This is a genomic window from Niabella terrae (assembly GCF_054783135.1).
The window spans coordinates 16,592-39,170 of the sequence record NZ_BAAGRD010000012.1 but is presented as its reverse complement, the minus strand read 5'-3'; the positions used below and the strand labels follow the sequence as shown (position 1 = coordinate 39,170).

The 22,579-nt window shown below is 47.4% G+C and carries 22 protein-coding genes; 12 read left to right on the top strand and 10 right to left on the bottom strand.

Translation table 11 applies throughout. From position 1 onward, the window contains the following. Positions 1 to 27 precede the first annotated feature (27 nt). Together ACYVI9_RS13290 and ACYVI9_RS13285 are read left to right on the top strand one after the other, a co-directional pair. The gene (locus tag ACYVI9_RS13290; protein WP_460765156.1) at positions 28 to 459 is read left to right on the top strand and encodes an ATP-binding protein; all 432 of its coding nucleotides are present in this window, start codon (positions 28 to 30) and stop codon (positions 457 to 459) included. A gap of 17 nt (positions 460 to 476) precedes the next feature. Then, positions 477 to 842 (top strand): Fic family protein, encoded by a 366-nt coding sequence (locus ACYVI9_RS13285; RefSeq protein ID WP_460765154.1) that lies wholly within the window; start codon positions 477 to 479, stop codon positions 840 to 842. 215 nt (positions 843 to 1,057) lie between these two features. Here ACYVI9_RS13285 and ACYVI9_RS13280 read toward each other — a convergent pair whose 3' ends face one another. Then, the gene (locus ACYVI9_RS13280; protein ID WP_460765152.1) at positions 1,058 to 1,984 is read right to left on the bottom strand and encodes a phosphoribosylaminoimidazolesuccinocarboxamide synthase; all 927 of its coding nucleotides are present in this window, start codon (positions 1,982 to 1,984) and stop codon (positions 1,058 to 1,060) included. Between the two features lie 165 nt (positions 1,985 to 2,149). Between ACYVI9_RS13280 and ACYVI9_RS13275 the strand changes: the two genes are divergently transcribed. Both ACYVI9_RS13275 and ACYVI9_RS13270 read left to right on the top strand, forming a co-directional pair. After that, positions 2,150 to 4,843 carry a TonB-dependent receptor gene (locus ACYVI9_RS13275; RefSeq protein ID WP_460765150.1) on the top strand — a complete coding sequence of 898 codons (2,694 nt, stop codon included), beginning with the start codon at positions 2,150 to 2,152 and terminating at the stop codon, positions 4,841 to 4,843. A 31-nt stretch (positions 4,844 to 4,874) separates the two neighbouring features. Continuing rightward, positions 4,875 to 6,221, top strand: a complete 1,347-nt coding sequence (locus tag ACYVI9_RS13270) for a fasciclin domain-containing protein (RefSeq protein ID WP_460765148.1) — start codon at positions 4,875 to 4,877, stop codon at positions 6,219 to 6,221. A 60-nt stretch (positions 6,222 to 6,281) separates the two neighbouring features. Here ACYVI9_RS13270 and ACYVI9_RS13265 read toward each other — a convergent pair whose 3' ends face one another. Continuing rightward, positions 6,282 to 7,643, bottom strand: a complete 1,362-nt coding sequence (locus ACYVI9_RS13265) for an MATE family efflux transporter (RefSeq protein WP_460765146.1) — start codon at positions 7,641 to 7,643, stop codon at positions 6,282 to 6,284. A gap of 113 nt (positions 7,644 to 7,756) precedes the next feature. Here ACYVI9_RS13265 and ACYVI9_RS13260 point away from each other — a divergent pair, with 113 nt between their 5' ends. From ACYVI9_RS13260 to ACYVI9_RS13225, 8 genes are all read left to right on the top strand, one after another. Beyond that, the gene (locus tag ACYVI9_RS13260) at positions 7,757 to 8,578 is read left to right on the top strand and encodes a DUF3822 family protein (RefSeq protein WP_460765144.1); all 822 of its coding nucleotides are present in this window, start codon (positions 7,757 to 7,759) and stop codon (positions 8,576 to 8,578) included. Next, entirely contained in the window at positions 8,554 to 9,102 is a 549-nt protein-coding gene (locus tag ACYVI9_RS13255; protein WP_460765142.1) for an RsmD family RNA methyltransferase, read from the top strand. Before ACYVI9_RS13260 ends, ACYVI9_RS13255 begins: the two co-directional genes overlap by 25 nt. Before the next feature lie 71 nt (positions 9,103 to 9,173). Beyond that, positions 9,174 to 9,740: a 5-formyltetrahydrofolate cyclo-ligase gene (locus ACYVI9_RS13250; protein ID WP_460765140.1), complete on the top strand. Its 567-nt coding sequence runs from the start codon at positions 9,174 to 9,176 to the stop codon at positions 9,738 to 9,740. Then, on the top strand, positions 9,730 to 10,809 hold the full coding sequence (lpxK, locus tag ACYVI9_RS13245) for a tetraacyldisaccharide 4'-kinase (RefSeq protein WP_460765138.1): 1,080 nt from the start codon (positions 9,730 to 9,732) through the stop codon (positions 10,807 to 10,809). Before ACYVI9_RS13250 ends, lpxK begins: the two co-directional genes overlap by 11 nt. A gap of 6 nt (positions 10,810 to 10,815) precedes the next feature. Beyond that, on the top strand, positions 10,816 to 12,804 hold the full coding sequence (gene rnr, locus ACYVI9_RS13240) for a ribonuclease R (protein WP_460765136.1): 1,989 nt from the start codon (positions 10,816 to 10,818) through the stop codon (positions 12,802 to 12,804). 64 nt (positions 12,805 to 12,868) lie between these two features. After that, the gene (locus ACYVI9_RS13235; protein ID WP_460765134.1) at positions 12,869 to 13,336 is read left to right on the top strand and encodes a carboxymuconolactone decarboxylase family protein; all 468 of its coding nucleotides are present in this window, start codon (positions 12,869 to 12,871) and stop codon (positions 13,334 to 13,336) included. 99 nt (positions 13,337 to 13,435) lie between these two features. Further along, complete coding sequence (locus tag ACYVI9_RS13230; protein WP_460765132.1) at positions 13,436 to 13,777, top strand: YciI family protein; 342 nt, start codon at positions 13,436 to 13,438, stop codon at positions 13,775 to 13,777. Between the two features lie 2 nt (positions 13,778 to 13,779). Beyond that, the gene (locus ACYVI9_RS13225; RefSeq protein WP_460765130.1) at positions 13,780 to 15,009 is read left to right on the top strand and encodes an RNA polymerase sigma factor; all 1,230 of its coding nucleotides are present in this window, start codon (positions 13,780 to 13,782) and stop codon (positions 15,007 to 15,009) included. On the opposite strand, the gene ACYVI9_RS13220 is transcribed toward ACYVI9_RS13225, so the two are convergent. The 8 genes from ACYVI9_RS13220 to miaB form a co-directional block, all read right to left on the bottom strand. Beyond that, the gene (locus ACYVI9_RS13220) at positions 14,993 to 15,604 is read right to left on the bottom strand and encodes a DUF4126 domain-containing protein (RefSeq protein WP_460765128.1); all 612 of its coding nucleotides are present in this window, start codon (positions 15,602 to 15,604) and stop codon (positions 14,993 to 14,995) included. The genes ACYVI9_RS13225 and ACYVI9_RS13220 overlap by 17 nt on opposite strands. Positions 15,605 to 15,724: 120 nt before the next feature. Further along, the gene (locus tag ACYVI9_RS13215; RefSeq protein ID WP_460765126.1) at positions 15,725 to 16,690 is read right to left on the bottom strand and encodes a YihY/virulence factor BrkB family protein; all 966 of its coding nucleotides are present in this window, start codon (positions 16,688 to 16,690) and stop codon (positions 15,725 to 15,727) included. After that, entirely contained in the window at positions 16,687 to 17,718 is a 1,032-nt protein-coding gene (mltG, locus tag ACYVI9_RS13210) for an endolytic transglycosylase MltG (RefSeq protein WP_460765124.1), read from the bottom strand. Before mltG ends, ACYVI9_RS13215 begins: the two co-directional genes overlap by 4 nt. Positions 17,719 to 17,896: 178 nt before the next feature. Further along, positions 17,897 to 18,256 carry a preprotein translocase subunit SecG gene (gene secG, locus ACYVI9_RS13205; RefSeq protein ID WP_460765122.1) on the bottom strand — a complete coding sequence of 120 codons (360 nt, stop codon included), beginning with the start codon at positions 18,254 to 18,256 and terminating at the stop codon, positions 17,897 to 17,899. After that, entirely contained in the window at positions 18,253 to 19,104 is an 852-nt protein-coding gene (locus ACYVI9_RS13200) for a hypothetical protein (protein ID WP_460765120.1), read from the bottom strand. Before ACYVI9_RS13200 ends, secG begins: the two co-directional genes overlap by 4 nt. 10 nt (positions 19,105 to 19,114) lie before the next feature. Continuing rightward, positions 19,115 to 19,642: an LPS assembly lipoprotein LptE gene (lptE, locus tag ACYVI9_RS13195; protein WP_460765118.1), complete on the bottom strand. Its 528-nt coding sequence runs from the start codon at positions 19,640 to 19,642 to the stop codon at positions 19,115 to 19,117. Next, positions 19,623 to 20,882, bottom strand: coding sequence for a sigma-54 interaction domain-containing protein (locus ACYVI9_RS13190; RefSeq protein WP_460765116.1), 1,260 nt, complete (start codon positions 20,880 to 20,882; stop codon positions 19,623 to 19,625). Before ACYVI9_RS13190 ends, lptE begins: the two co-directional genes overlap by 20 nt. A 96-nt stretch (positions 20,883 to 20,978) precedes the next feature. After that, positions 20,979 to 22,415: a tRNA (N6-isopentenyl adenosine(37)-C2)-methylthiotransferase MiaB gene (gene miaB / locus ACYVI9_RS13185; protein ID WP_460765114.1), complete on the bottom strand. Its 1,437-nt coding sequence runs from the start codon at positions 22,413 to 22,415 to the stop codon at positions 20,979 to 20,981. Positions 22,416 to 22,579 lie beyond the last annotated feature (164 nt).

The following is a 22,579-nucleotide window of genomic DNA, read 5'->3' as shown; positions in this document are numbered from 1 at the left end:
CTCAGAACTAATATTATTGCTGAACGTGTGATTAAACAACCGGACAGGGCAGAAGCAGATCGATTCTATAATTTTCCTCTTCGGGCGCTGGAGGAAGTGTTGTCCAACGCGATTTTTCATAAAAGTTACGAATTGGGATCTCCAATTGAAATCCAGGTATTTCCTGATAAAATTACCGTATTGAGTTATCCAGGACCAATGCCTCCGGTAGACGAGTATATGCTCAAGAATAATCGACAAATTCTAGCCAGGGAATATAGGAACAGGCGCATTGGAGATTTTTTGAAAGAGTTGCATTTAACAGAAGGTCGGGGTACAGGATTTCCGGCCATTTATGATGCCATGGCGGATAATGGTTCTCCCCCGCCCGTATTTGAGACGGATGATAAGAATTATACTTTAGTGACACTGCATGTGCATTCCCAATTTGAAAACTATTTTATTAAAATAGACGAGTAGGTGTAATTGATAATGAAATGAATATAAATACGTTGAGCCAATTAAATGAATATCTGAATAGTAATTTAGACGGAGCTGTAGACGGAGTTATAAACGGAGCTGTTGAGCATATTAAATTAATGGTGGAAGAGTCTGTGCATAGTAAAATTGTTAAGTTTTTAAAAGCGACTTTAAAATGGGTTAATAGGAGGGACTTGTTTAGTTTGGTAAGTCTAAGCAATAATACACAAAATAGGAGAAGGTATTTAGATCCACTTATCAATAATGGTTGGATTGCAAAAGAATATCGTAAGAACGCAACTAATCCCAAACAACGATACAGAATAACAAAACCTGGACTAAAATTATTAAAGTTGATCTCGGGGAAACCAGCAAACAGCTAAAGAATATATCTTTAATCACATTGATTCCGGATCGAAGACTCAATGGATATTGTCTCATCGCCAATTTCCCAACTTTGTATGTGACCAATCGACGACACCTTTTTCATCAGCAGACATTTAATTTTGAGCGACCATTGTATATCAATTGTTCCAAGACGATCTTCATATTCTGACAAAATAACTAGGGCAAATGAAACAACAGGAGCTGCGGGTATTTAAATATACATTTTTAAAGCTTCGGTGATATGATGGTACTGTGTTGCTTCATCGATGTCCCGTGGTTGAAATGGTTCCCCAATCACTTTCTCGTATAATTCTATATAGCGTTTAGAAATCGTCTGGATCCATTCGTCAGTCATTTCCGGTACCAGCTGGCCTTCCTTTCCCATGAAACCATTTTCAATCAACCATTCCCTGACAAATTCCTTACTCAGCTGACGTTGCCTTTCACCTTTGCTTTGCCGTTCGGCATAACCTTCGGCATAAAAATACCGGGAACTGTCAGGGGTATGGATTTCATCCATAAGAATAATTTCATTACCCAGTTTGCCAAATTCATACTTGGTATCTACCAGAATCAGTCCCTGTTTAAATGCCAGTTCCCGGCCTCGGGAATACAAGGCCAGTGTATATTTTTCCAGTTGTTCCCATTCTGACGTTGTCGCCAGCCCCTGATTAATAATTTCCTCCTTACTGATGTCTTCGTCATGACCCTCACTTGCCTTGGTGCTCGGTGTTATGATGGGTGTTGGGAAAGGGTCATTTTCCTTTAAACCTTCAGGAAGTGGTACTCCGCACAAGGTTCGCTTGCCGCTGCTATAAGTTCTCCAGGCATGGCCTGTCAAATATCCCCTGACCACCATTTCGATTTTGAAAGGATCGCACTTTATGCCAACTGACGCATTAGGGCCGGGACTACTTAACAACCAGTTTTTACAGATATCGGTCGTGGCATTCAGCATATAAGCCGCAATCTGGTTCAATACCTGGCCCTTGTATGGAATGGGGCGGGGGAGAATGACGTCAAATGCTGAAATGCGGTCTGAAGCTACCATTACCAGCCATTTATCAGCAATAGTGTACACGTCTCTGACTTTGCCCTGATAAAAAGCGGTTTGTCCGGGGAAATTGAATTTAGCCATGCCGCGAAATTAGGCAGTATTCAGAAATCTTAGACCGGCCTGCTTTGATTTTATATCGAAAAGATTTTTGGCGCTCGATTTCGGCATGATCCGGATTAATATTTTTTTGTTTGTAAGCTAACAAGTGTTATTTTAACAGTATAATTTATCAAAACACAATATTCTATGAGAGTAATGCTACGATTGTTTGCTATAGGGGCATGGCTGTTTTTTGCACAGATGGCCTTTTCCCAAACCATCAAAGGGGTGGTGAAGAATGCCGAGAACGGTGAAGGAATTGCTGCTGCTTCAATAGTAGTAAAGGGGGGTACCCTTGGTGTGGTTGCCGATTCTTCGGGTGCTTTTGAAATCGTCCTGCCATCTCTGCCTACCGTCCTGACGTTGAGTTCTGTCAATTTTGAAGCTCAGGACATCACCATTAACAGTGATGCCTTTCTGACCATTTCCTTGCGGCCGCTGATGGGACAGGAAGTGGTGGTTTCGGCCTCCAGAATCAGTGAACGCCTGATTGAATCACCGGTTACGGTGGAACGAATCAGTGCCCTTGAAATCAAGAATACGCCGGTAGCCAGCTATTATGACCTGGTAGCCCAGCAAAAAGGCGTAGATGTGGTGAATGCCTCGCTTACATTTACCTCGCCGACGACCCGGGGATTTGCCGGAAGCGGCAGTACCCGGTTTAACCAGCAGGTAGACGGCATCGACAACCAGGCGCCTGCCCTGAATTTTTCAGTCGGTAGTGTGGTCGGACTCTCGGAATTGGATGTTGAAAGCATGGAGCTGTTGCCCGGTGCCTCTTCCGCCCTGTATGGCTCCGGCGGAATGAACGGCACACTTTTAATTACCAGTAAGAGTCCCTTTACCCATACCGGTCTTTCTTTTCAGGCCAAGACCGGCATCATGAATGTGGGCAATAACTATAGAAGCGCCTCGCCCTACTATAACCTGTCACTCAGATGGGCACAGAAAGTTTCAGAGAAATTTGCCTATAAGATCACTACGGAGTATGTACATGCCAAAGACTGGCTGGCCCGTGATTACCGCAATTATGGCCGGGTGGGAACCAACGGAGTCATCAAAGATGGAACACGTGATACCGATCCGAATTACGATGGAATCAATGTGTACGGCGATGAAACCACCATCAACTTAAGGTCCCTGGTGCTGGATGCTATCGGGGCACAGGTTCCTTTCTGGCAATCCTATATCAGTCAGATGCCTGAGAATATTCCGGTGTCAAGGACCGGATACACAGAGGACGAGTTGGTGGATCCCAATACCATCAATTATAAGTTATCCGCGGCGCTTCATTACAAAATAACACCCGGTATTGAAGCCATCCTGATGGGGCAATTCGGGTCCGGTAACACCATATATACAGGCAGCGACCGGTATTCACTCAAGGATCTGAAAATTGCCCAGTATAAACTGGAATTCAAAGCGGACAATTGGTTTCTGCGGGGCTATACCACCCAGGAAAATGCCGGAGAATCCCATAACCTGACCGCTACCGCTCGTCAGTTTAATGAAGTCTGGAAGCCCAGCACCCAATGGTATCAGGAATATGGTTTTGCTTATATGAATGCGAAAATGGCGGGACTGAGCGATATCGTCGCCCATAATCAGGCCCGTACAGTGGCGGATCAGGGACGGCCGGAAGCAGGCACTGCAGCATTTCAGCAGATATGGGATGAAGTGCGCCTGAAACCTATTTATCAAAATGGGGGACTATTTCTTGATAAATCCGATCTGTATGTTGCAGAAGGGCAGTACAATTTTTCCTCTCTGTTGAATAATGTGGTGGAATTGCTGGCCGGCGGAAATTGGCGCCAGTTCGTCCTCAACAGTGAAAAAACATTGTTTTATGAAGTCAATGGACCGATTAAAATCAATGAACTGGGCGCCTATCTCCAAGTCGGTAAAGAGCTGATTCCCGACCGTTTAAAGCTGACTGCTTCGGGCCGCTATGATAAGAACGAATATTTCAAAGGTCGTTTCACACCCCGGGTTACTGCTGTGGTCACACCTGCGCGGGATCATCATATTCGTCTGTCCTATCAGACCGCATACCGTTTTCCCAGTACCCAGCAACAATGGATTGATTTGTCGGTGGGTTCAGGTACACTGATCGGGGGCAACCGGGCCATCTGGGAAGCCTATGACCTGATCAATAATCCGGGTTATTCCGCACCGGAATTTATTGCTGATCCCAGCAACAGAGTTCCCGTGAACTATAAGGAAATCAAACCCGAATCCGTGACCAGTTATGAATTGGGCTATAAGGCCCTGATCGCTAAAAAACTATTGCTGGATGCCTATGTATATACGGCGGAATATGAAAACTTTATTGGCCGGAGGGATGTCGTGCAGTTTTATGATAGCGAGGACCCCACCGCATACCGGGGTATTTCTGTTGTTGTGAATTCCGATGCTCAGGTCAAGACCTTCGGTTGGGGGCTGAGTCTGGATTGGCGGCTGCCTTCCAATTTTGCAGTGAACGGGAATATCTCCTCGGATCAGATCCAGGATGTGCCGGATAATTTCCGGTCCTCCTTCAATTCGCCCAAGTTAAGAACCCTGCTCGGCTTAAGCAATTCCGGTTTCGGTCCCAGAAATCTTTTCGGTTTCAACCTGAACTGGCGTTGGCAGGATAAAGTAGATTTTGAAGGTGATTTTGCCAGCGGCCATTTGAATCCGATTCATGTAGTGGATCTGGCGCTGATGTATAAACTGCCCGAAATTCGGTCACAATTGAAACTGGGCGCCAATAACCTGTTCAATCAATACTATACCAATGCGATTGGTAATCCGAGTATTGGCGGATTGTATTACCTGGCCTTTACCTATAATCTACAATAACAATATTGCTTACCAAAAACAAATGATGCATATGAACTTTTCTATATATAGATTACTCAGATGGGGCGCGGGATTGCTGATACTGTGCTGGCTGTTGATAGCCTGTAACAAGGAATTACCGCAGCCGGTTCCTTTGACTCCGGCACCAACTGAAGGCACGGAAACTATTCTGGAAAAACTGAATGCAGATGAGTTTTCCATTTTGAAGGCGGCTGTAGAGAAAGCCAGTGGCTTTGCGAGCAGTACAGGGAAGCTTTCTGATATCCTGGGTAATCCGGAAGGAGAAATTACTTTTTTTGCACCGGATAATACGGCCATACTTACCTCCTTTGCCTTGCTGGGTCTGCCGGCAGACCCTTCGACACTCAATCTGTTCAGTGCCGGGCGACTGGATACCCTGCTGAAGTATCATATTATTGGCGGTCAAACACTGACCAGTGCAAAAATTACCGAGACCTTCCCCAATCTGTACCTGCAAAGCAGTCTGGTACTGGCGCCCCCTTCTGCGGAACTACCGCCGGGACTACGGATGCCGATTTTTCTGGACCGGGAAGGCTCGTTCAGTTTTGTGAACAATGTGCCGGTTACCGGACCGGATATGATGGCTTCCAATGGCGTCATGCATAAGACCGCCATCGCCTTATTACCACCCGAGATGGTATTATGGCAGCGAATTGCCACGGACAATAGTTATAGTTATTTTCGGGCAGCGGTACTAAAGGCAGATGAAGGTGATGAAGCCAAAACCCTGCAAAATGCACTGAGTAATCCAGCAGCTAATTTAACGGTATTTGCACCGACCAATGCTGCGTTTCAGGCCTTGCTGACAGCACAGATTGCCCAGGGTGTTCGCCCCCTGGTGCAACAACAGTATATGGCTACTTATCTGGTACCAGCCATTAAAGCAGCCAACCCGGGCATTTCAGATGAAGATGCCCTTACCCAGGCTACTGCGCTGGCAGCTACCGAACCTCATGCCACCAATATTACCAACGGTGCCATAGAACAGGCCGGGCTTCTGGCTTCCACGCCGGATGTATTCAGCAATCCGATGCTCGCTTCCGTATTGACACCAACCGTGGTCAAAGGCCTGGTGGTCTATCATATCCTGGGCAAAAAAGCTTATACCGTCAATATCCCGGCTGCAGGGGTAAGTACACCTACCTTATTGAATACCGGGGCAGGCTATGAAACCCATCCCGGCCTGGCTTTAAAAGCGGTTTTCGGGGCTACCGGGGTTACTGCAGCGACAGTGAAGGGGGTGGGGAATGCTACGGCTGCTAATATTCAGATCAGTGCACCACCCAGTACGACCCAGGATGTCAATCATATCAATGGCGTCATCCATCGCATCGATCAGGTGCTATTGCCCCAGTAAAAGACAACTATTCAACATCCTTATAAAGGCCTTCCGCATTGTACGCAGAAGGCCTTTTTTTCAGGTCCAGATATTCCTTTCTTTCCAGCGGTTGCCGCGCATATACACCCGGGCCAGCAGGAAGGTTGCGCCCCAGTAAAGAAGTTCTGCAGCCCAGGCGACCATGAGTGAAGCCTGCAGTATCTCAATGACCAGATAGATATATATACTGTAAATCAGAATGGTGATTAGCTCAATCCGCAGATTTACGCGGGTGTTGCCGGTTCCGGTAATACTGTTCCGCCAGACCACAGCGACAGACATCAGCAGGAGCCCGGCAGAAACCATGCGCAGGACCGGAATTGCCTCACGGATAAAATCAGCAGGTACGCCGTAGATTCCCAGCCAGTGTTCCGGAAACAGGTTCAACAGAAAACAAAGTGTTGCCACCGTAACAAAACTGAGCCGGGCAATTTGTTTCACAAGCCGGATGACCTGATTCTGTTGCTGCTGACCAATAATATTACTGACCATCATATTGGTGGTATTGGCAAAGGACCAGGTGAAAATACCGAAGACGGCAAAGAAGTTACGCATGGTATTGCTGATGGCCAGTTCCCGCTCGCCCAAATGTTCAATCAGAATATAGAAAAGCAGCCAGGCACTTACACTGAGCACGAATTGCAATACCAGTGGGAGGGACTGATTAAATATGATCCGAAGCGTCCGCCAGTCGGGTCGGGTAAATTCCCCAATTGAAAAGCGGCCGAAAAATCCTTTTCGGATCAGGATAGAGAAAACAATGATAACCCCGGTTGCTTCAGCCAGAATGGAAGCATAGGCAGCACCATTAAAGCCAAAGGCCGGAAACCCAAAATGTCCGAAAATCAGGGCATAGTCAAAAAAAATATTAACCAGGGCCTGCGCCATAAAGCCATATTTAAGCAGTTTACTGTTATTGGAACCTACCAACAGGGCATTCCCCATTTGAAATATAAACAAGAGGGGTAGGCCCCAGACCCGGATGTGCAGAAAGCTGACAGCTTCCGCCAGCACTTTTTCGCTGGCAAGTGTGGCGGCCAGAAAGCTATTTACGATCAGGGCATTCATCCCGATGATAAAAATTGAAAATGTCAATGCGATGTAAAGGGACTGCATGAACAGCCTGCCGATTTCCCGGGGTTGGTTTTCGCCGGCCCGTCGCGAAATCAGCGCCTGTAAACCGCTGTTCAGCCCACTGCCCACCAGCGCAAAAACCAGATAGTAAACGCCTGTAATACCGGCTGTGCCCAGTTCCGTTTCACCTAAGTGACTCAAAAAGATAGTATTGGCAATAAAATTCAGCTGCGGTACCAACATGGCCAGGGCGATCGGCAGGGCGATTTTTAGGATCTGCCGGGTGCTGATCCTGACCTGAAGGGATGTTGGCTGGCTGGATGGCATATGCAAATTTGCAAATATCGTAAACTTTATAAGATTTTTAGCCGCCGGACTTATCCGTAAATTAAAGATAATCATGATATATTTGCCGGCATACCGTATTAAAAAGAAATATTTTGATCGAACAGTTCGACATCAGGGAATCGGCGGACATAGAACCGGAAGACAGTTATCTGGCGATGCAATTAGGTCGTTATCATTTTAGTTTTTGTATTTACGATCCGATAGCGCAACAGTTGTTGCAGTTGAAAAGATACCATTTTGATTTCCTCAATACAGATATACTGGATCAGATTATGGTGGCAAATCCGATTCTGGAAGGAAGTTTTGATAAGATCATGACAGCGCTTGATTTTGGTATCAGTGCTTTGCTGCCCCAGGCATTAAGTACCGGAGACAGCACCCCTTTGATGTACCTTGAACAGGCCGATCCACAGGATCATGTCATCAGGGAATACCTGGACGATCAAAAGATTACGCACCTGTATACCGTACCTTTTAATATCCTGAACTGGATGGTGCAACATTTTCCCTCCTCAGGATTTTTACATGCTTATTCTGTCCGGATTAAGAATATTAAAAATGCCGGCGCCCCCGGAATTATTTCGATCGATGTTCAATCTGAGGCATTCAGTTGTATTGTAGTTAAAGAATCCACCCTGCAACTGGCCAGGACATATACTTACGGTTCACCGGAAGATATGGTTTTTTACCTGCTGAAAATTGCCGCATCCTTCGGCCTCTCTCAGGAGACGGTGCAGCTGGAGATTTCGGGGCTGATTGACGCTGATTCCAAATTATATAAAGCAGTCTACGACTATTTTCTGAATGTAACATTCAAACAGGTACAGTGGATTGACCGGATATCAGGGCTGCCGGCTCATTATTTTACCTCCCTCAATGAATTGACGATATGCGAATTATTGCAGGAAGCTTAGGCGGACGTAAGATTCATCCTCCGGCAAAGATGCCCTATACAAGACCTACAACGGATCTGGCAAAAGAGGGTCTTTTTAATACCCTGCAGCACCGTATTGATTTTGACGGCATTCGTACCCTGGATCTGTTCGGCGGAACTGGCTGTATAAGTTATGAACTGGCCAGCAGGGGTGCCGGGGATCTGACCATTGTAGAGAAAGACCATCGTATGGCAACTTTCATTAAGAAAACAGCCGCGGACCTGAAGCTCGATCAAATCCGACTGGTTAAAATGGACGTGTTTAAATTTCTCAGCGGAACGCCTGTTGCTTACAATTTTATTTTCGCCGGCCCGCCATATGCATTACAGGAAATCGATGAGCTACCGCGAATCGTAACGGCACAGCCCTGGTTGAGCGATGCCGGTATCTTTGTTCTGGAGCACACGCCTCGTAACGATTATAAACAGTTTGATCATTATCGTTTTGAGAAAAACTACGGCACCACCATATTTTCTGTTTTTAGTCATTCCAACCTGGTTTAACCGCAATTCCGCATCTTTGCAAGAGCACAGTACTGCGTCGCGACCGCAGGCAGCTGCCAGATCCGGAAACTATGTTAAAATCAGATGCCAGAAATAAATACAGGACACTTCGCAGCCAGCTACCACCTGCCCGGCGAATGAAATGGGATGACCTGATCCTGATTCAGTTTCAGCAACTGCCTTTACCCGATCTGCATAGCGTATTTGCCTATGCAGCTACACCCGAGGAAGTTCCAACAGACGCGATCGTAGACTACCTTCTTTTCCGTTTTCCAGGTCTGAAGCTCGCTTATCCGGTGGCTGATTTCAGCAGTGGCAGGATGCAGGCTGTTCTCGCAGACGACGCTACTGTCTTTGACCGGAATGCATATGGCATCTACGAACCCCAGGGACCGAGAAGTGTTCTTGAGGTGACGGATATTGATCTGGTTCTGGTCCCCTTGCTATGCTTTGATCTCCAGGGATACCGGGTAGGCTATGGCAAAGGTTTTTATGATCGCTTCCTGGCCGGAACCGGTGCAGAAACCCTTAAAATCGGATTGTCTTATTTTGAGCCGCTGGAGCGTCTAACTGATCGCAATAAATTTGATGTACCTTTAGACTATTGTATCACGCCTGAAAGGATCTATGAGTTTTAGCAGATTAACAAAAAAAAATTTCTTATTAATTCCCTTTTCATGGCTGTATAAAGCAGGGGCATTTATTTATCACAGTCTCTATGACTGGCGGGTGTTGCCATCCCGTATTCCGGATATCGCTACGATCTGTGTGGGCAATCTTTCCGCCGGCGGTACCGGAAAAACACCTATGGTGGAATACCTGATCGGGGTCCTGAAGGACCGGTACGAAATCGCGGTGCTGAGCCGTGGTTACGGACGCAAGACAAGAGGTTTTTTACTGGCTGATCCAGAAAGTACCGCCGCCGATATAGGCGATGAGCCCTTACAGTTTTTTAAGAAGTATCCGGACCTTCGGGTAGCGGTAGGTGAGGACCGGACCGGTGCGATCTGTCAGCTGCAACAGCAATTCCCTCAATTGGAGCTGATTATTCTGGATGATGCTTTTCAGCATCGCAAAGTCAGGGCGGGATTGAATATTCTGCTGACGGCAGCAGATAATTTATTCCCCAATGACTGGTACCTGCCGGCAGGCAGTCTCAGGGATATGAAATCCGGTTATAAGAGAGCAGATCTGATTATTGTGACAAAAGCCGATCCTGATCTGAGCCCTTCCCGGGCGGCGGAGATGGTTCAGGTCATCCGGCCGCTGGATTATCAGCAGGTATTTTTTTCCAGTATCGCCTATGGCACACCCTATCATCTCAGGACGGGTCAGTCCCTGGCCTTGTCAACAGAACAGCAGGTGGTACTGGTAACCGGGATCGCCCGTCCGGAATCCCTGTTAACCTACTTCGAAAACCTTCATATAGACTTTCAGCATCTGGCGTTCTCAGATCACCATGATTTCAGCCAAAAGGAGATTGGGGAAATTTTAAGGGTGTTTGATGCGGTAAATAAAGAAAATAAAATTATTTTAACCACCGAAAAGGATGCAATGCGGTTAGGTGTCTGGCCGCAGCTAATGCAGTTGCCTGTATTTGTCCTGCCAATAGCCCATCGTTTCCTATTTAATCATGAGCCAGCTGTACGTAAAGCCGTATCCGAATATCTGGCTGTTAACACTACAGGACCCGGCACCGATAAATAAAGTAAAATGAGTAAAAAAAATAAACCTAAAAAGAAAACCAAGTCTGAAAAGCAGGCCAAACGCAGCCGGAGAGCGCAGGAAACGACCCTCAAAGGCCGTTTGGAAATTACCCGGTCAGGCAGGGGCTTCGTCATTGTTGATGGCCAGGAAGAAGATGTAATGGTACCTTCCGAAAACCTGGCCGGTGCTTTACACGGCGATACCGTACGGGTGAAACTTACCAGCGGCTATGACAGCAAATTGAAGGGCCGGGTAACAGAAATTATACAAAGAAAAAGGATCGAATTTATCGGCAAAGTACAGATGAGCAAGGGATTTGCCTTTGTGCTGGGTGATGCAGAAAAGAATATTCCCGATTTATATGTTGCCCAGGAGTTTATTAACGGTGCAAAAGATGGGGATGCCGTGATCGCACGGGTAATAGACTGGGGCGGTAACGGTAAGAAACCCGCAGCAACCATCGTGTCTATCCTTAGCGGAGACGACGCTGCAGATGAAGCCATGCGTAATATTTTACTGGAACATGGTTTCCCGCTCAGTTTCTCCGACGAAACCATGGAAGAAGCGGCCCGGCTGCCGGAACAGATCACCCGGGAAGATATTGCCAAACGCAAGGACATTCGCCAGGTATTGACTTTTACCATTGATCCGGCCGACGCCAAGGATTTTGATGATGCTATATCCTACCGACAGTTAAAAAACGGCAATCATGAAATAGGCGTTCATATCGCCGATGTCAGCCATTATGTAACGCCGGGTGGTCCCCTGGATGAGGAAGCTTATTACCGGGCGACATCAGTTTACCTGCCTGACCGTGTCAATCCCATGTTGCCGGAGCAAATTTCCAATGTACTTTGTTCCCTGCGCCCCAACGAAGACAAGCTTGCTTTTTCAGCAATCTTTCAGGTAAATGACAAGGCCGAAGTCAAACAATACTGGCTCGGCAAAACGGTTATTCATTCTGACAGGCGGTTCACCTATGAAGAAGCGCAGGAAGTGATTGAATCCGGGCAGGGCGATCATGCGGAAGTGATAGCGACCATCAACGGAATTTCACAGACCCTGAGGAAATACCGCTTTGATGAGGGGGCGATCAATTTTAATTCTACAGAGGTTCGATTCAAACTCGATGAACAGGGGACCCCCCTGGGCATTGTACTTAAAGAAAGCAAGCAGGCGCACCAGTTAATCGAAGAGCTGATGCTGCTGGCCAACCGGTATGTGGCCAAGCATGTGTCAAAGGTCAAGATTAACAATAAAGCCATACCTTTTCCGTACCGGATCCACGATACGCCGGACGAGGAAAAATTACTGCCCTTTATCGCATTTGCCAATAAATTTGGTTACAAATTCGATATATCCAGTGCAGAAGCCATCGCAGCTTCCTTTAACAAACTGTTGAAGGATGTGAAAGGCAGGCCGGAGGAAGCCGTATTGCAGCAACTGGGCATCCGAACCATGGCCAAGGCAAAATATACCGAGAGCAATGTGGGCCATTATGGTCTGGGCTTTGAATACTACTGTCATTTTACTTCTCCGATACGGCGCTATCCGGATGTGATGGTGCACCGGATTCTGCAGGAAGTACTGGAGGACCGGGTGAAGCCGGATAAGAAAATGGAGGAGAAATGCAAACATTGCAGTGATCGGGAGCGTGCTGCAATGGAATCTGAACGGTCTTCCAATAAATACAAACAGGTGCAGTTTATGCAACAGTTCATTGGTGACGAATTCGATGCCATCATCAGTGGCGTATCGAAATTTGGTTTCTGGGCAGAAACGGTGGATCATCTCTGTGAGGGGCTGATCTCTGTTACCAGCCTGGCAGCATACGACAGCTTTCGTCATTCGGAAGCCGATTATGCCCTGGTAGGGATGCGTACCGGCCGCAAATTTACCATGGGAGATAAAGTGCGGATCAAAGTAGCCGCTGCCCATTTGGAAAAAAGACAGCTGGATTATGAATGGGTGATGGAGTCAGCGAAAAAAAGTTAATGCAGTATGTCCAATGTCAATATGTTTAATTGTTATAGGTTTTTAAACAATTAAATATTTTAAAATGACACAGAGAATTAATCTTATGACAGATGGTGCACCTGCCCTGAAAGCGCTTTATCCCGTTGCCGCCCACTTAAAGAAATCCGGTCTGGAAGACCAGCTCCTCCACCTCGTGTATCTGAGGGTTTCCCAAATTAATGGTTGTGGCTTTTGTCTCGATATGCATTCCAAAGACCTCTTGGCAGCCGGGGAGCCCGTGCAAAGGCTGATCCTGCTGAATGCCTGGCGGGAAGCGCCATTTTATACCGAAAGAGAGCAGGCGGCATTGGCCTGGGCTGAAGCCCTGACCAAACTGGAAGCTACGCTGGTGCCCGACGCCATTTATGATGCAGCCCAAAAGCAATTTTCCAGGGAAGAACTTGTGGATCTTACACTGGCCATAACCACGATCAATACCTATAACCGGTTTAATATCGCTTTTGGTGGTCCCGTAGGCAGCTACCAGCCCGGACAGTTTGCAGTAAATTAAGTTTCGGGAAGGTACCCGGCAACCAGGAAGTTGAAAGGGTTGGCCTACCCTGTCACCTGGGGTGTATCCGTTGTTTGATTATCATATAAAAAAAATAAAATGAAAGACTTCTTATTGATTTTCAGGAGAGATGAGCAGGAGATACCTGAACAGTCGCCTGAAGAAATGCAGGCAGATTTTAAAAAATGGATGGACTGGATTGGTGGTATTGCCGCCCGCAACCAGCTGGTAGATCGCGGCAATCGTCTGGAGCGTTCAGGTAAGGTGGTTCGCAGCGGTGGTCTGGTAACCGATGGCCCGTTTGTAGAGATCAAGGAATCGATCGGTGGTTATATAATGATCCGGGCAGCCGGTTTAGAAGAAGCGGCAGAGATAGCCAAAGGATGTCCGGTATTGGGTTATAAGGGCAACGTCGAAATTCGGGCCATAGCCAGTATTTAATTATGCAGGATCGCGAACTGATACCGCATTTATTCAGGACAGAGTACAGCAAGATTGTAGCTGTACTCTGTTCTTTATTCGGACTCAAAAACATGGAATCCGCCGAAGATATCGTCAGCGATACTTTTCTGGCAGCCACAGAATTATGGGGGCTGAAAGGGTTGCCTGAGAATCCGACCGCCTGGCTCTATACTGTTGCCAAGAACAAAACCATTAATTATCTAAAAAGAGACCAACGTTTTCACAACAGTATTGCGCCGGCTTTACAGCATCAGCAGCCAGAACCCGTATTGCCTGAAATTGATCTGTCGGATCAGAACATCCGGGACAGTCAGCTGGCCATGATGTTTGCGGTAGTACATCCGTCGATTAGTCAGGAAGCGCAGGTCGCCCTGATCCTGAACCTGCTTTGTGGTTTTAATGTACAGGAAATTGCGGATAGCTTTCTTACCCAAAGGGATCAGATTTATAAGCGCATTCAACGGGCCCGGCAACGTTTAAAATCAGAACAGATTGAGATTGCATGTCCGGCACCTGCGGAAATTGAGGCCAGGCTGGATACGGTATTGGCCGCAATTTATCTGCTCTTTAACGAAGGCTACTATTCCAGTTCTGCCAACCAGGTACTGCGCAGGGACCTCTGTCGGGAAGCAATGCGGCTGGCTTATTTGCTGGTATCCAATCCATTGACCAAGCAGCCAAAAACACAGGCAGTTCTGGCACTGTTTTGTTTTCACGCTTCCCGTTTTGAAGCCCGGACCACTGTGGGAGGTGACATTATTCTTTATGAGGACCAGGACCGCAATCTATGGGATCGTTCCCTAATTGCCAAGGGCCGTTATTATCTGCGCCAGTCAATTTCGGCGAAGCAGCTTTCCAAGTACCAACTCGAAGCGGCCATAGCCGGCTGCCATAGCCGGCAGGAGGAAGATCCTCAAAAATGGGAACAGATTCTGCAATTGTATAACCAATTGCTGATCCTGGAGTATACACCGACCGCAGCCCTTAACCGTACTTATGCATTGGCACAGGTCGCGGGCCAGGAAACAGCCCTGAAGGAAGCCCTTGCGCTCGATTTAAGTGGTAACCGGTTCTACCATGTATTGCTGGGCAGGCTCTTCACCGGTCTTGATAAACAGGAGGCTGAGCGGCATTATCATCAGGCTTTGACATTGAGTCATGATCCCGCCGAAATCCGATTGATACAACAGTATATCAGCCAGTTGACCTAGCATCTCCATCCGCAGACCGGAGCTTACCTCCCTTGCGCATCCTTTGCATCAGTTTGCGGATCAACCAGAAAAAACTCAGTACGAATAACAGCGCCATCGCTATGGGAACGACAAAACTCAGGACGGAACCCGTGATAGCAGCAGCATTTTCTCCCGTTGAAACAACAGCATTGCCCGTGCCCAGGGTTGTTTTGCTACTCAGCAAACGAAGCAGGCCGGTTCCGGAAGCCACCAGTCCGGCACTTCCACCGCCGGCAACGATACCGATGACCCATTTCAGCCATTCTGCATCTATCGGAATGACGGATGTTGCTATTAAAGTTCCGGCAATCGCCGCCAGTGGTGCGGCAATCGTATCCAGAATATTGTCAATAAACGGAACATAGTAGGCCACGATTTCCAGCAGGGTGGCAGCCCCCAGACAAATCAGTGCAGGAGTAGAAGCCAGCCACTGAAAATTTTCAGAAAAGTGAAAAATATTGAACCGGGCGGCCAGGCCGGCGACCAGCATGGGTACAAAAACCCGAAACCCGCAACAGGCAGCCAGTGCCACACCGAGGGCCGCGGCTGTAAAACTATGTAGGTCTATTTGCATACAGCTTGATTTAAGCAATCCTACCGGATAACTTTTTAAAGTTAATTCAATTATTCATTATAATTTACTTTCCAGGAAGAATAGTAATAAGCGGTTGGCACCAGAGAAACCGCGGCCAGGTCATTCATCAACCAGCATCTTCCGGTCTTCCTTGGTATTCGCCAGCGAGTAAATACTGGCGTTGAATTCAAAGCCGATCAGCAGGATCAGCGAATTGAGAAAAATCAGCACCATCATAAAAATTATGGTACCAATGGACCCGTAGAGTTTATTGTAAGTGCCAAAGCGACTTACCCACCAGGTAAAAGCCAGTGTACAGATAATCACGAGACAGGTGGCTACCACGGAGCCGGGTGTAATCAGTTTCCATTTTTTATCTACACTGGGGGCATGGCGGTAAATATAGGATATGATGAAAAATACCAGCAGCAGAATCAGGCCCCAACGAAGGGTGGACCAGACGGAAGTGATCCATTCATTGTTAATTCCCAGCCAGCTCAGTACTGAGCCCTGGGCGATCAATAAAGCCAGGCAAAGTATAAACAGAAACACCAGCGTAAGCGTAATGCGAATTGCAATCAGTCTTCTTTTTAATCCTTTTCGTTTGGTAAATCCGGGATAGTTCTGGTCAAAGGAACGCATGACCCCCATGATGGCGTTCGAAGAAAAAAAGACAGACATCAATATACTGAAAAACAACAGTGCGTTTCTGGGTTTTTCGACAATGGTATCGATAAAAGACAGAATGGGTTCATAATTGTTTCGGGCAGGTATAATATCAGTGATCAGGGTACGCAACTGCGCCATAAGTTGCAGATCGACAATGAAATTAAAATTGGCAATAACCGGGATCAGGGTACACAGGAACAACAGCAGGGGGGGGAGCGCCATCGCTGAATTAAATGATATAGCCGACGCTCTTTCTATCAGGTCGTCCCAGATGACATGTTTTCTGAACCGTTGAATGGCCTGGTGCAGCGATACCTGCTGAAATCCCGGAAGGTTTTCTTTGCGGCTTTCTTCCACCAATTTCTTCCAGAATCCGGATGCACCTATAATGGATCTTATTTTTTTGCCGATACTCATTTGCTTGCCGGGGCAGGGTTGCCGAATCGATCGTTCAATGCCTGCTGGTAGTCCTTCGCGTATTTTAAATGATCCTGATAATTAGTCGTAAAAATATGGGTGCCGTCAAATGCGGGACTCGCTACAAAATATAGGTAATCCGTTTCGGGGGCATTCAGTACAGCGTCAATGGTATGTTCCTGGGGTGTATTAATGGGCCCTGGAGGCAAACCTTTCTGCATATAGGTATTATAAGGCGAAATTACCTGGAGGTGTTTCTTGAGCACTCTTTTAATGGCAAAATCATTTAAGGCAAATTTTACGGTGGGGTCAGCCTGCAGCGGCATGCCTTTTCGGATCCGGTTGAGATAGACACTGGCAATCTGCCCTTTTTCCTGTCTGGCATTGGTTTCTTCGTCAATGATTGAAGCCAGGGTAATAACCTCATTAATAGTCAGGCCGTTTTTCTCAGCCTGATGCCTGCGTTCCGCGGTCCAGAACAGCTGATATGCGTCGTAAAATTTGTCAAATACAGCTTTGGGACGGGTCGCCCAATTGATTTTGTAAGTAAGTGGCAGCACGGCGCCCATCACGGTATTGGAATCCAGACCGTAGGGCCGCAGCGAATCATTGCTGTTGAGAAATTGCAATGCGGCGATGGAATCAAATTCAAAGGACCTGCCCAGTCTGCCGGCCAGCTGTTCCCGGGTGCGAATCCGGGTAATCACCAGGTTCACGGGCGTCTGAGAGCCGTTACGCAGCATCCGGAGCAGCCGCAACACGCTGGTTCCCGCCGGTATGGCGTACTTGCCCGGCCGGGGCTTTTTCAGCGGCAGAAAACGTTCCAGGAGATTGAACCAGGTCAGGCTGCCCAGAAGTCCGTCCCTGACCATTTGTTGTTTCAAAGCTGCCGTCCCGGTACCGGTATTGACATAGTAGAAGCCGTCCGCTGTTTTCTTTGTTGCCGGCCCCAGACATTTGAAAACGATGAATAAAGCAGCCAGTATGACAGCCACGAGTATTCCTTTTATGATTTTTGTTTTCTGCATGGAAATTCTCAGTGCTAAGGTTCAGATCGGGGACCGCGTCCCATTAATGATCAATACTACCGGTTAAATCTACAAAATTAAAATCGCAATACTTTGCTGGTGACCCTCAAAAGCAATAAAAAACCCGCGATCTTACCTCGCGGGTTTTTTGTATAAATTGCAGGTAATTACCCGATAATTATTTTCCGGAATCACTGGTGGCAGGTGCTGTTGGTGCAGCAGGAGTAGCAAACGGCACCGCATTCTGCTGGGGTTGCTGTACCGGCGTATTACTGATATCCTCCAGACGTCCGCCGCCATCCGTGGTAGATTTTCCCTGAATGAAGAAAGTCGACAGCAGGCTTAAGACACCAATAAGGCCGGCGAAAATCCAGGTACCTCTTTCCAGAATGTCATTGGTTTGCTTCACGCCCATAAACTGGCTGCTTACACCGGCGAAATCTCCGGCCAACCCACCACCTTTCGGGTTTTGAATCAACACGATAAACCCCAGAATTACAGAGGCCAGTATGATGAGTACGACAAATAAAACGATCATATTGAATTTTTTAAATGGTCAATTTTGGCTGCAAAATAAGCGCTTTTAGCGGGATTTTGCAAACTTAATTTTTTGTAGATATCGAGTGCTTTCTGCTTATTGCCCTGTTTGATCCATACCCTGGCCATGGCTTCCGTGTCGGCATTTTCGCCGGCCAGAGAGGCGGCCGCCATTTTTTCAATATTTTGTTCGTCCTTGGCGGACAGGGCGTTCTTTTGGACCGTTCCAGGCAACCGTTTCATGTGTTTGAGCCATTCTGTAAAACTTTTCAGCTGGTTACCGAAATGATCATTACCCGGGTTCTCGGCGCCCAGTTTAATTCCCTGGGCGGCGAAATAATCAATGGTATGGTAAGGCGTAAAACTTAGTTCGGCAGCGGCCGGATCGATGGTCTCCAGGCGAAATGCTGGTAAGGGAGGCATTTCGGCTGCTTCGGATGCTTGGAGCCCGCTGTCGGGCTGGTCGGGTTCCGGATCATGCTTGTCCTCCGGGGTGGCCGTCTTAACTTCAATCACTGTAGCTGCCGGAACTTCGACGGAATCCGCAGGCAAGATTGGCGCAGTGGCTGTCCCCACATCATTTGTCAGGTTGGCAGCCGGCAGGGCCGCCGGGGGTGGCGCCTGGAATAAATGATTGATCAACAGCGGATTATTAACCAATAGCAGTGTTTTTTGCCATTGGGCTTCATACTGATCGCTGTCAATTGCCTGCAACCGGCGGGCATAAAGGAGCTGAAGCGCGGTGGCGTATGGATATTCCCGGCAGAGTTGTTCCAGCGACTGCGTGCTGCAGCTGGCAAAGGGCTTTGCCAGGATGCTGTCAGCGAGTGCGTTTAATAATGATTCCATAATGAAGCGACTACCAGTTGGAAAAAATGCGGTTAAAAATTGCGTCCGGAATATCCCGAAGCATTTGTGTCAGCAATCCCTCCTCCGCCTGTTGCAGCGAAAGGGTTCCTGAATAATCAAAAGGAGTGCTGACATCATATTTTTCTGTCTTCTGGGTATGGGTATCCCTGATTTCTATATGGACGCCAACGTTCAGTCGGTTGGTATTCACCTGCTGATTGGATATGCCGGCGGTCGAGAAAGAATAACTGGTGATCTTGCAATTAATTTCCCAGTCAGCATCATCACCGTTGGTTTGACGTAATTTGGTCTGACTCACAATCTTCTGTTTCAATTTATCGGTCAGCGCCGGCGCCAGCGCCGGATTCACATAAGAAGCTGTATTGGTAAACTGATTGATTTTGACCACATTGATGCTATCGGGAATCGACACGTCCTTGAACCGGTAAATCCCGCAGCTGCTCTGTGTAAAAGTCAGCAGGATCCCCAGTGTCCCGAGCATTAACAGGGCAAAAATTTTACAACTCTTCAATATCATATTCTTTTAATTTACGGTAAAGCGTACGTTCACTGATTCCGAGATCCAGTGCCGCATCTTTCCGTTTGCTTTTATGCTTTTTCAGCGCTTTGATAATGAGTTCTTTTTCTTTGTCCACAATATTCAGACTTTCCTCAACTTCTTCGTGGTCCTGAATATCATGATCCATGATCACCGGTGTGTTTTCATGAACTGGGTTCAGATTACCCGGCATCTCAATTTGCAAGGGTGAAGTTAAGTGCTGGAAACTTTCCGGACCGGTTTTTAAGTCTTTTAAATTGTTAATAAAAGCAGGGTTCTGTTCTGCAATCGACGGATTCTGGAGTACTTCCAGGAACATTTTCTTCAATTCATTAACGTCTTTTTTCATATCGAAAAAGAGCTTATACAGAATTTCCCTTTCATTCTGGAATTCATGCTGGTGGCCATGGTCCACGACGGCCGGCAGCCGGTTGTTGGAATAAGGCTGCAGGTAGCGCCCCAGTTCCTTGGCGCTGATATTTTTGTCTGGGGACAGGACGGAAACCTGTTCGGCTATATTTTTCAGTTCCCGCACATTTCCGGGCCATGGATAAGAAAGCAGCAGGGCGCGGGCGTCTTCTTCCAGTTGCACGGACTGGGTCTTGTATTTATCTGCAAAATCACTGGCAAATTTTCGGAAGAGCAATACGATATCTTCCTTGCGATTGCCCAGGGAAGGCACCCGGATCGGTACTGTACTCAGACGATAATAAAGGTCTTCACGGAATTTATTTTGCTGGACCAGCTGCAGCAGGTCCTTATTGGTGGCTGCTACGACCCGAACATCGGTTCGCTGGACTTTACTGGAACCCACCCGGATGTATTCACCGGCTTCCAGTACCCTTAAAAGTCTTGCCTGGGTGCCCAGTGGCATTTCTCCGATTTCATCCAGAAAAATGGTGCCGCCGTTGACGGTTTCAAAATAACCTTTTCGGGCATCGAATGCGCCGGTAAAGGAGCCCTTTTCATGACCGAACAATTCAGAATCAATGGTACCCTCGGGGATCGCACCGCAGTTGACAGCGATGAAAGGATTATGTTTACGGGCAGACAAGGCATGGATGATGCTGGAGAAAGCCTCTTTACCCACACCACTGTCACCAATAATCAACACGGTAAGATCGGTATTGGCTACCTGTATGGCCACCTGCAACGCATAGTTCAGTCCCGGCGAGTTGCCAATAATTCCGAATCTGTTTTTTATACTTTGTAAATCCATTTCGTCTTTGATTATGAGGGCCGGCCTCCCTGGCTGCCACTGTTTTGATCGTTAATTATATGCTTTCCAGAACCTTGGGTTTCGATGAATAGAGGCTCAGGCTATGATGGATCCAAACAAAGTGGCCTGTGTACAGTCATTGATCAGTACCTCCACATAGTCACCTTTTTGAAACGAATAATCCCCTTTAGGGAAGATGACGACTTTATTCTGAGAACTGCGTCCCACCCAATTGTCGGCACTTCTTTTACTGTCGCCGTCTATCAGCACCCGGAAGGTTTTACCCAGGTCTTTGCGATAATTGGTCAGTGAAAGCTGGTTTTGTTTTTCAATTATTTCCTGCAATCTTCTTTTTTTGATAACCAGGGGCACATCGTCTTTATAACGTCGCTGGGCCAGGGTACCGGGTCGTTCACTATAGAAAAACATATAACTCAGGTCGTACTGACTGTAATCCATAATGGACAGGGTCTGCAAGTGGTCTTCTTCCGTTTCAGTGCAGAATCCTGCGATGATATCAGAAGTTATACTACAATCAGGCAGGATCCGACGGATTTCATCCACTTTATGCTGGTACCATTCCCGGGTATAAGTGCGGTTCATCAGCTGCAGGATGCGGGTAGCACCGCTTTGTACCGGCAGGTGAATGCATTTGCAGATATTTTCATGGGCCGCCATGGTATGCAAAACCTCACTGGTAATATCCTTGGGATGGGAAGTGGAGAACCGGACCCTCAGTAAGGGGGATATCCCTGCCACCATTTCCAGCAATCCGGCAAAAGTAACGGGAGCAGGCCTGTCCGTGGTACTGTCGGGTGCAGGACTGTAATAATAGCTGTCAACATTCTGTCCCAGCAAAGTGACTTCACGGTAGCCATTTTCAAATAACTCCCGGCATTCGTTCAGGATACTTTCTGCATCCCGGCTCCGTTCCCGGCCCCGGGTAAAAGGAACCACGCAGAAGGAGCACATATTATTGCAACCCCTCATAATGCTCACAAAGGCAGTGACACCATTGGTATTCAAACGGACGGGCGCAATATCGGCATAGGTTTCTTCACGGCTCAGCAGCACATTGACTGATTTTTGCCCCTGACCTGCTTCGTCCACCAGCACCGGGAGGCTGCGGTAGGCGTCCGGCCCGACAACAATATCCACGAGTTTTTCTTCCTCCAGAAATTTAGATTTCAACCGCTCCGCCATACAACCCAGTACACCCACCAGGGTGCCCGGGCGTTCGTTTTTAAGTTTTTTGAATTCACTCAGCCTCTTACGGACAGTTTGCTCCGCTTTTTCCCGGATAGAGCAGGTATTGATGAAAATCAGGTCGGCCTCTGCAGCGTCGCGGGTGGCGCCAAATCCCTGCTCCTGTAAAATGGATGCAACTACTTCGCTGTCTGCAAAGTTCATCTGACAGCCGTAGCTTTCTATGTAAAATTTCTTTCTGTAATCATTGGGATCATGGGCAAAAGGACTGAAAGCGGTCCCCTGTTTTGCCTCGTCATGTACCTTATTCGCAACTAAATCAAGCATTAGTAAGTCCTTTATAAAATGAGCTGGCAAAGATAAGTTTTTTAAGCCGGTTAATGACAGGATGGCAGATGTGGTTCAAAATTTTACCGGCTGGCAGGAGCCACCGGAGCCGGAAGCGGGACAGGAGAAGGGTTCGATCTAAATAAATGCCTGAATCTAAGGTT

Coding starts and splice junctions, on each gene's coding strand:
- ACYVI9_RS13285 (WP_460765154.1), top strand. CDS start 477: ATGAATATAAATACGTTGAGCCAATTAAATGAATATCTGAATAGTAAT.
- ACYVI9_RS13280 (WP_460765152.1), bottom strand. CDS start 1,984: ATGGCTAAATTCAATTTCCCCGGACAAACCGCTTTTTATCAGGGCAAA.
- ACYVI9_RS13275 (WP_460765150.1), top strand. CDS start 2,150: ATGAGAGTAATGCTACGATTGTTTGCTATAGGGGCATGGCTGTTTTTT.
- ACYVI9_RS13270 (WP_460765148.1), top strand. CDS start 4,875: ATGAACTTTTCTATATATAGATTACTCAGATGGGGCGCGGGATTGCTG.
- ACYVI9_RS13265 (WP_460765146.1), bottom strand. CDS start 7,643: ATGCCATCCAGCCAGCCAACATCCCTTCAGGTCAGGATCAGCACCCGG.
- ACYVI9_RS13255 (WP_460765142.1), top strand. CDS start 8,554: ATGCGAATTATTGCAGGAAGCTTAGGCGGACGTAAGATTCATCCTCCG.
- ACYVI9_RS13250 (WP_460765140.1), top strand. CDS start 9,174: ATGTTAAAATCAGATGCCAGAAATAAATACAGGACACTTCGCAGCCAG.
- lpxK (WP_460765138.1), top strand. CDS start 9,730: ATGAGTTTTAGCAGATTAACAAAAAAAAATTTCTTATTAATTCCCTTT.
- rnr (WP_460765136.1), top strand. CDS start 10,816: ATGAGTAAAAAAAATAAACCTAAAAAGAAAACCAAGTCTGAAAAGCAG.
- ACYVI9_RS13235 (WP_460765134.1), top strand. CDS start 12,869: ATGACACAGAGAATTAATCTTATGACAGATGGTGCACCTGCCCTGAAA.
- ACYVI9_RS13230 (WP_460765132.1), top strand. CDS start 13,436: ATGAAAGACTTCTTATTGATTTTCAGGAGAGATGAGCAGGAGATACCT.
- ACYVI9_RS13225 (WP_460765130.1), top strand. CDS start 13,780: ATGCAGGATCGCGAACTGATACCGCATTTATTCAGGACAGAGTACAGC.
- ACYVI9_RS13220 (WP_460765128.1), bottom strand. CDS start 15,604: ATGCAAATAGACCTACATAGTTTTACAGCCGCGGCCCTCGGTGTGGCA.
- ACYVI9_RS13215 (WP_460765126.1), bottom strand. CDS start 16,690: ATGAGTATCGGCAAAAAAATAAGATCCATTATAGGTGCATCCGGATTC.
- mltG (WP_460765124.1), bottom strand. CDS start 17,718: ATGCAGAAAACAAAAATCATAAAAGGAATACTCGTGGCTGTCATACTG.
- secG (WP_460765122.1), bottom strand. CDS start 18,256: ATGATCGTTTTATTTGTCGTACTCATCATACTGGCCTCTGTAATTCTG.
- ACYVI9_RS13200 (WP_460765120.1), bottom strand. CDS start 19,104: ATGGAATCATTATTAAACGCACTCGCTGACAGCATCCTGGCAAAGCCC.
- lptE (WP_460765118.1), bottom strand. CDS start 19,642: ATGATATTGAAGAGTTGTAAAATTTTTGCCCTGTTAATGCTCGGGACA.
- ACYVI9_RS13190 (WP_460765116.1), bottom strand. CDS start 20,882: ATGGATTTACAAAGTATAAAAAACAGATTCGGAATTATTGGCAACTCG.
- miaB (WP_460765114.1), bottom strand. CDS start 22,415: ATGCTTGATTTAGTTGCGAATAAGGTACATGACGAGGCAAAACAGGGG.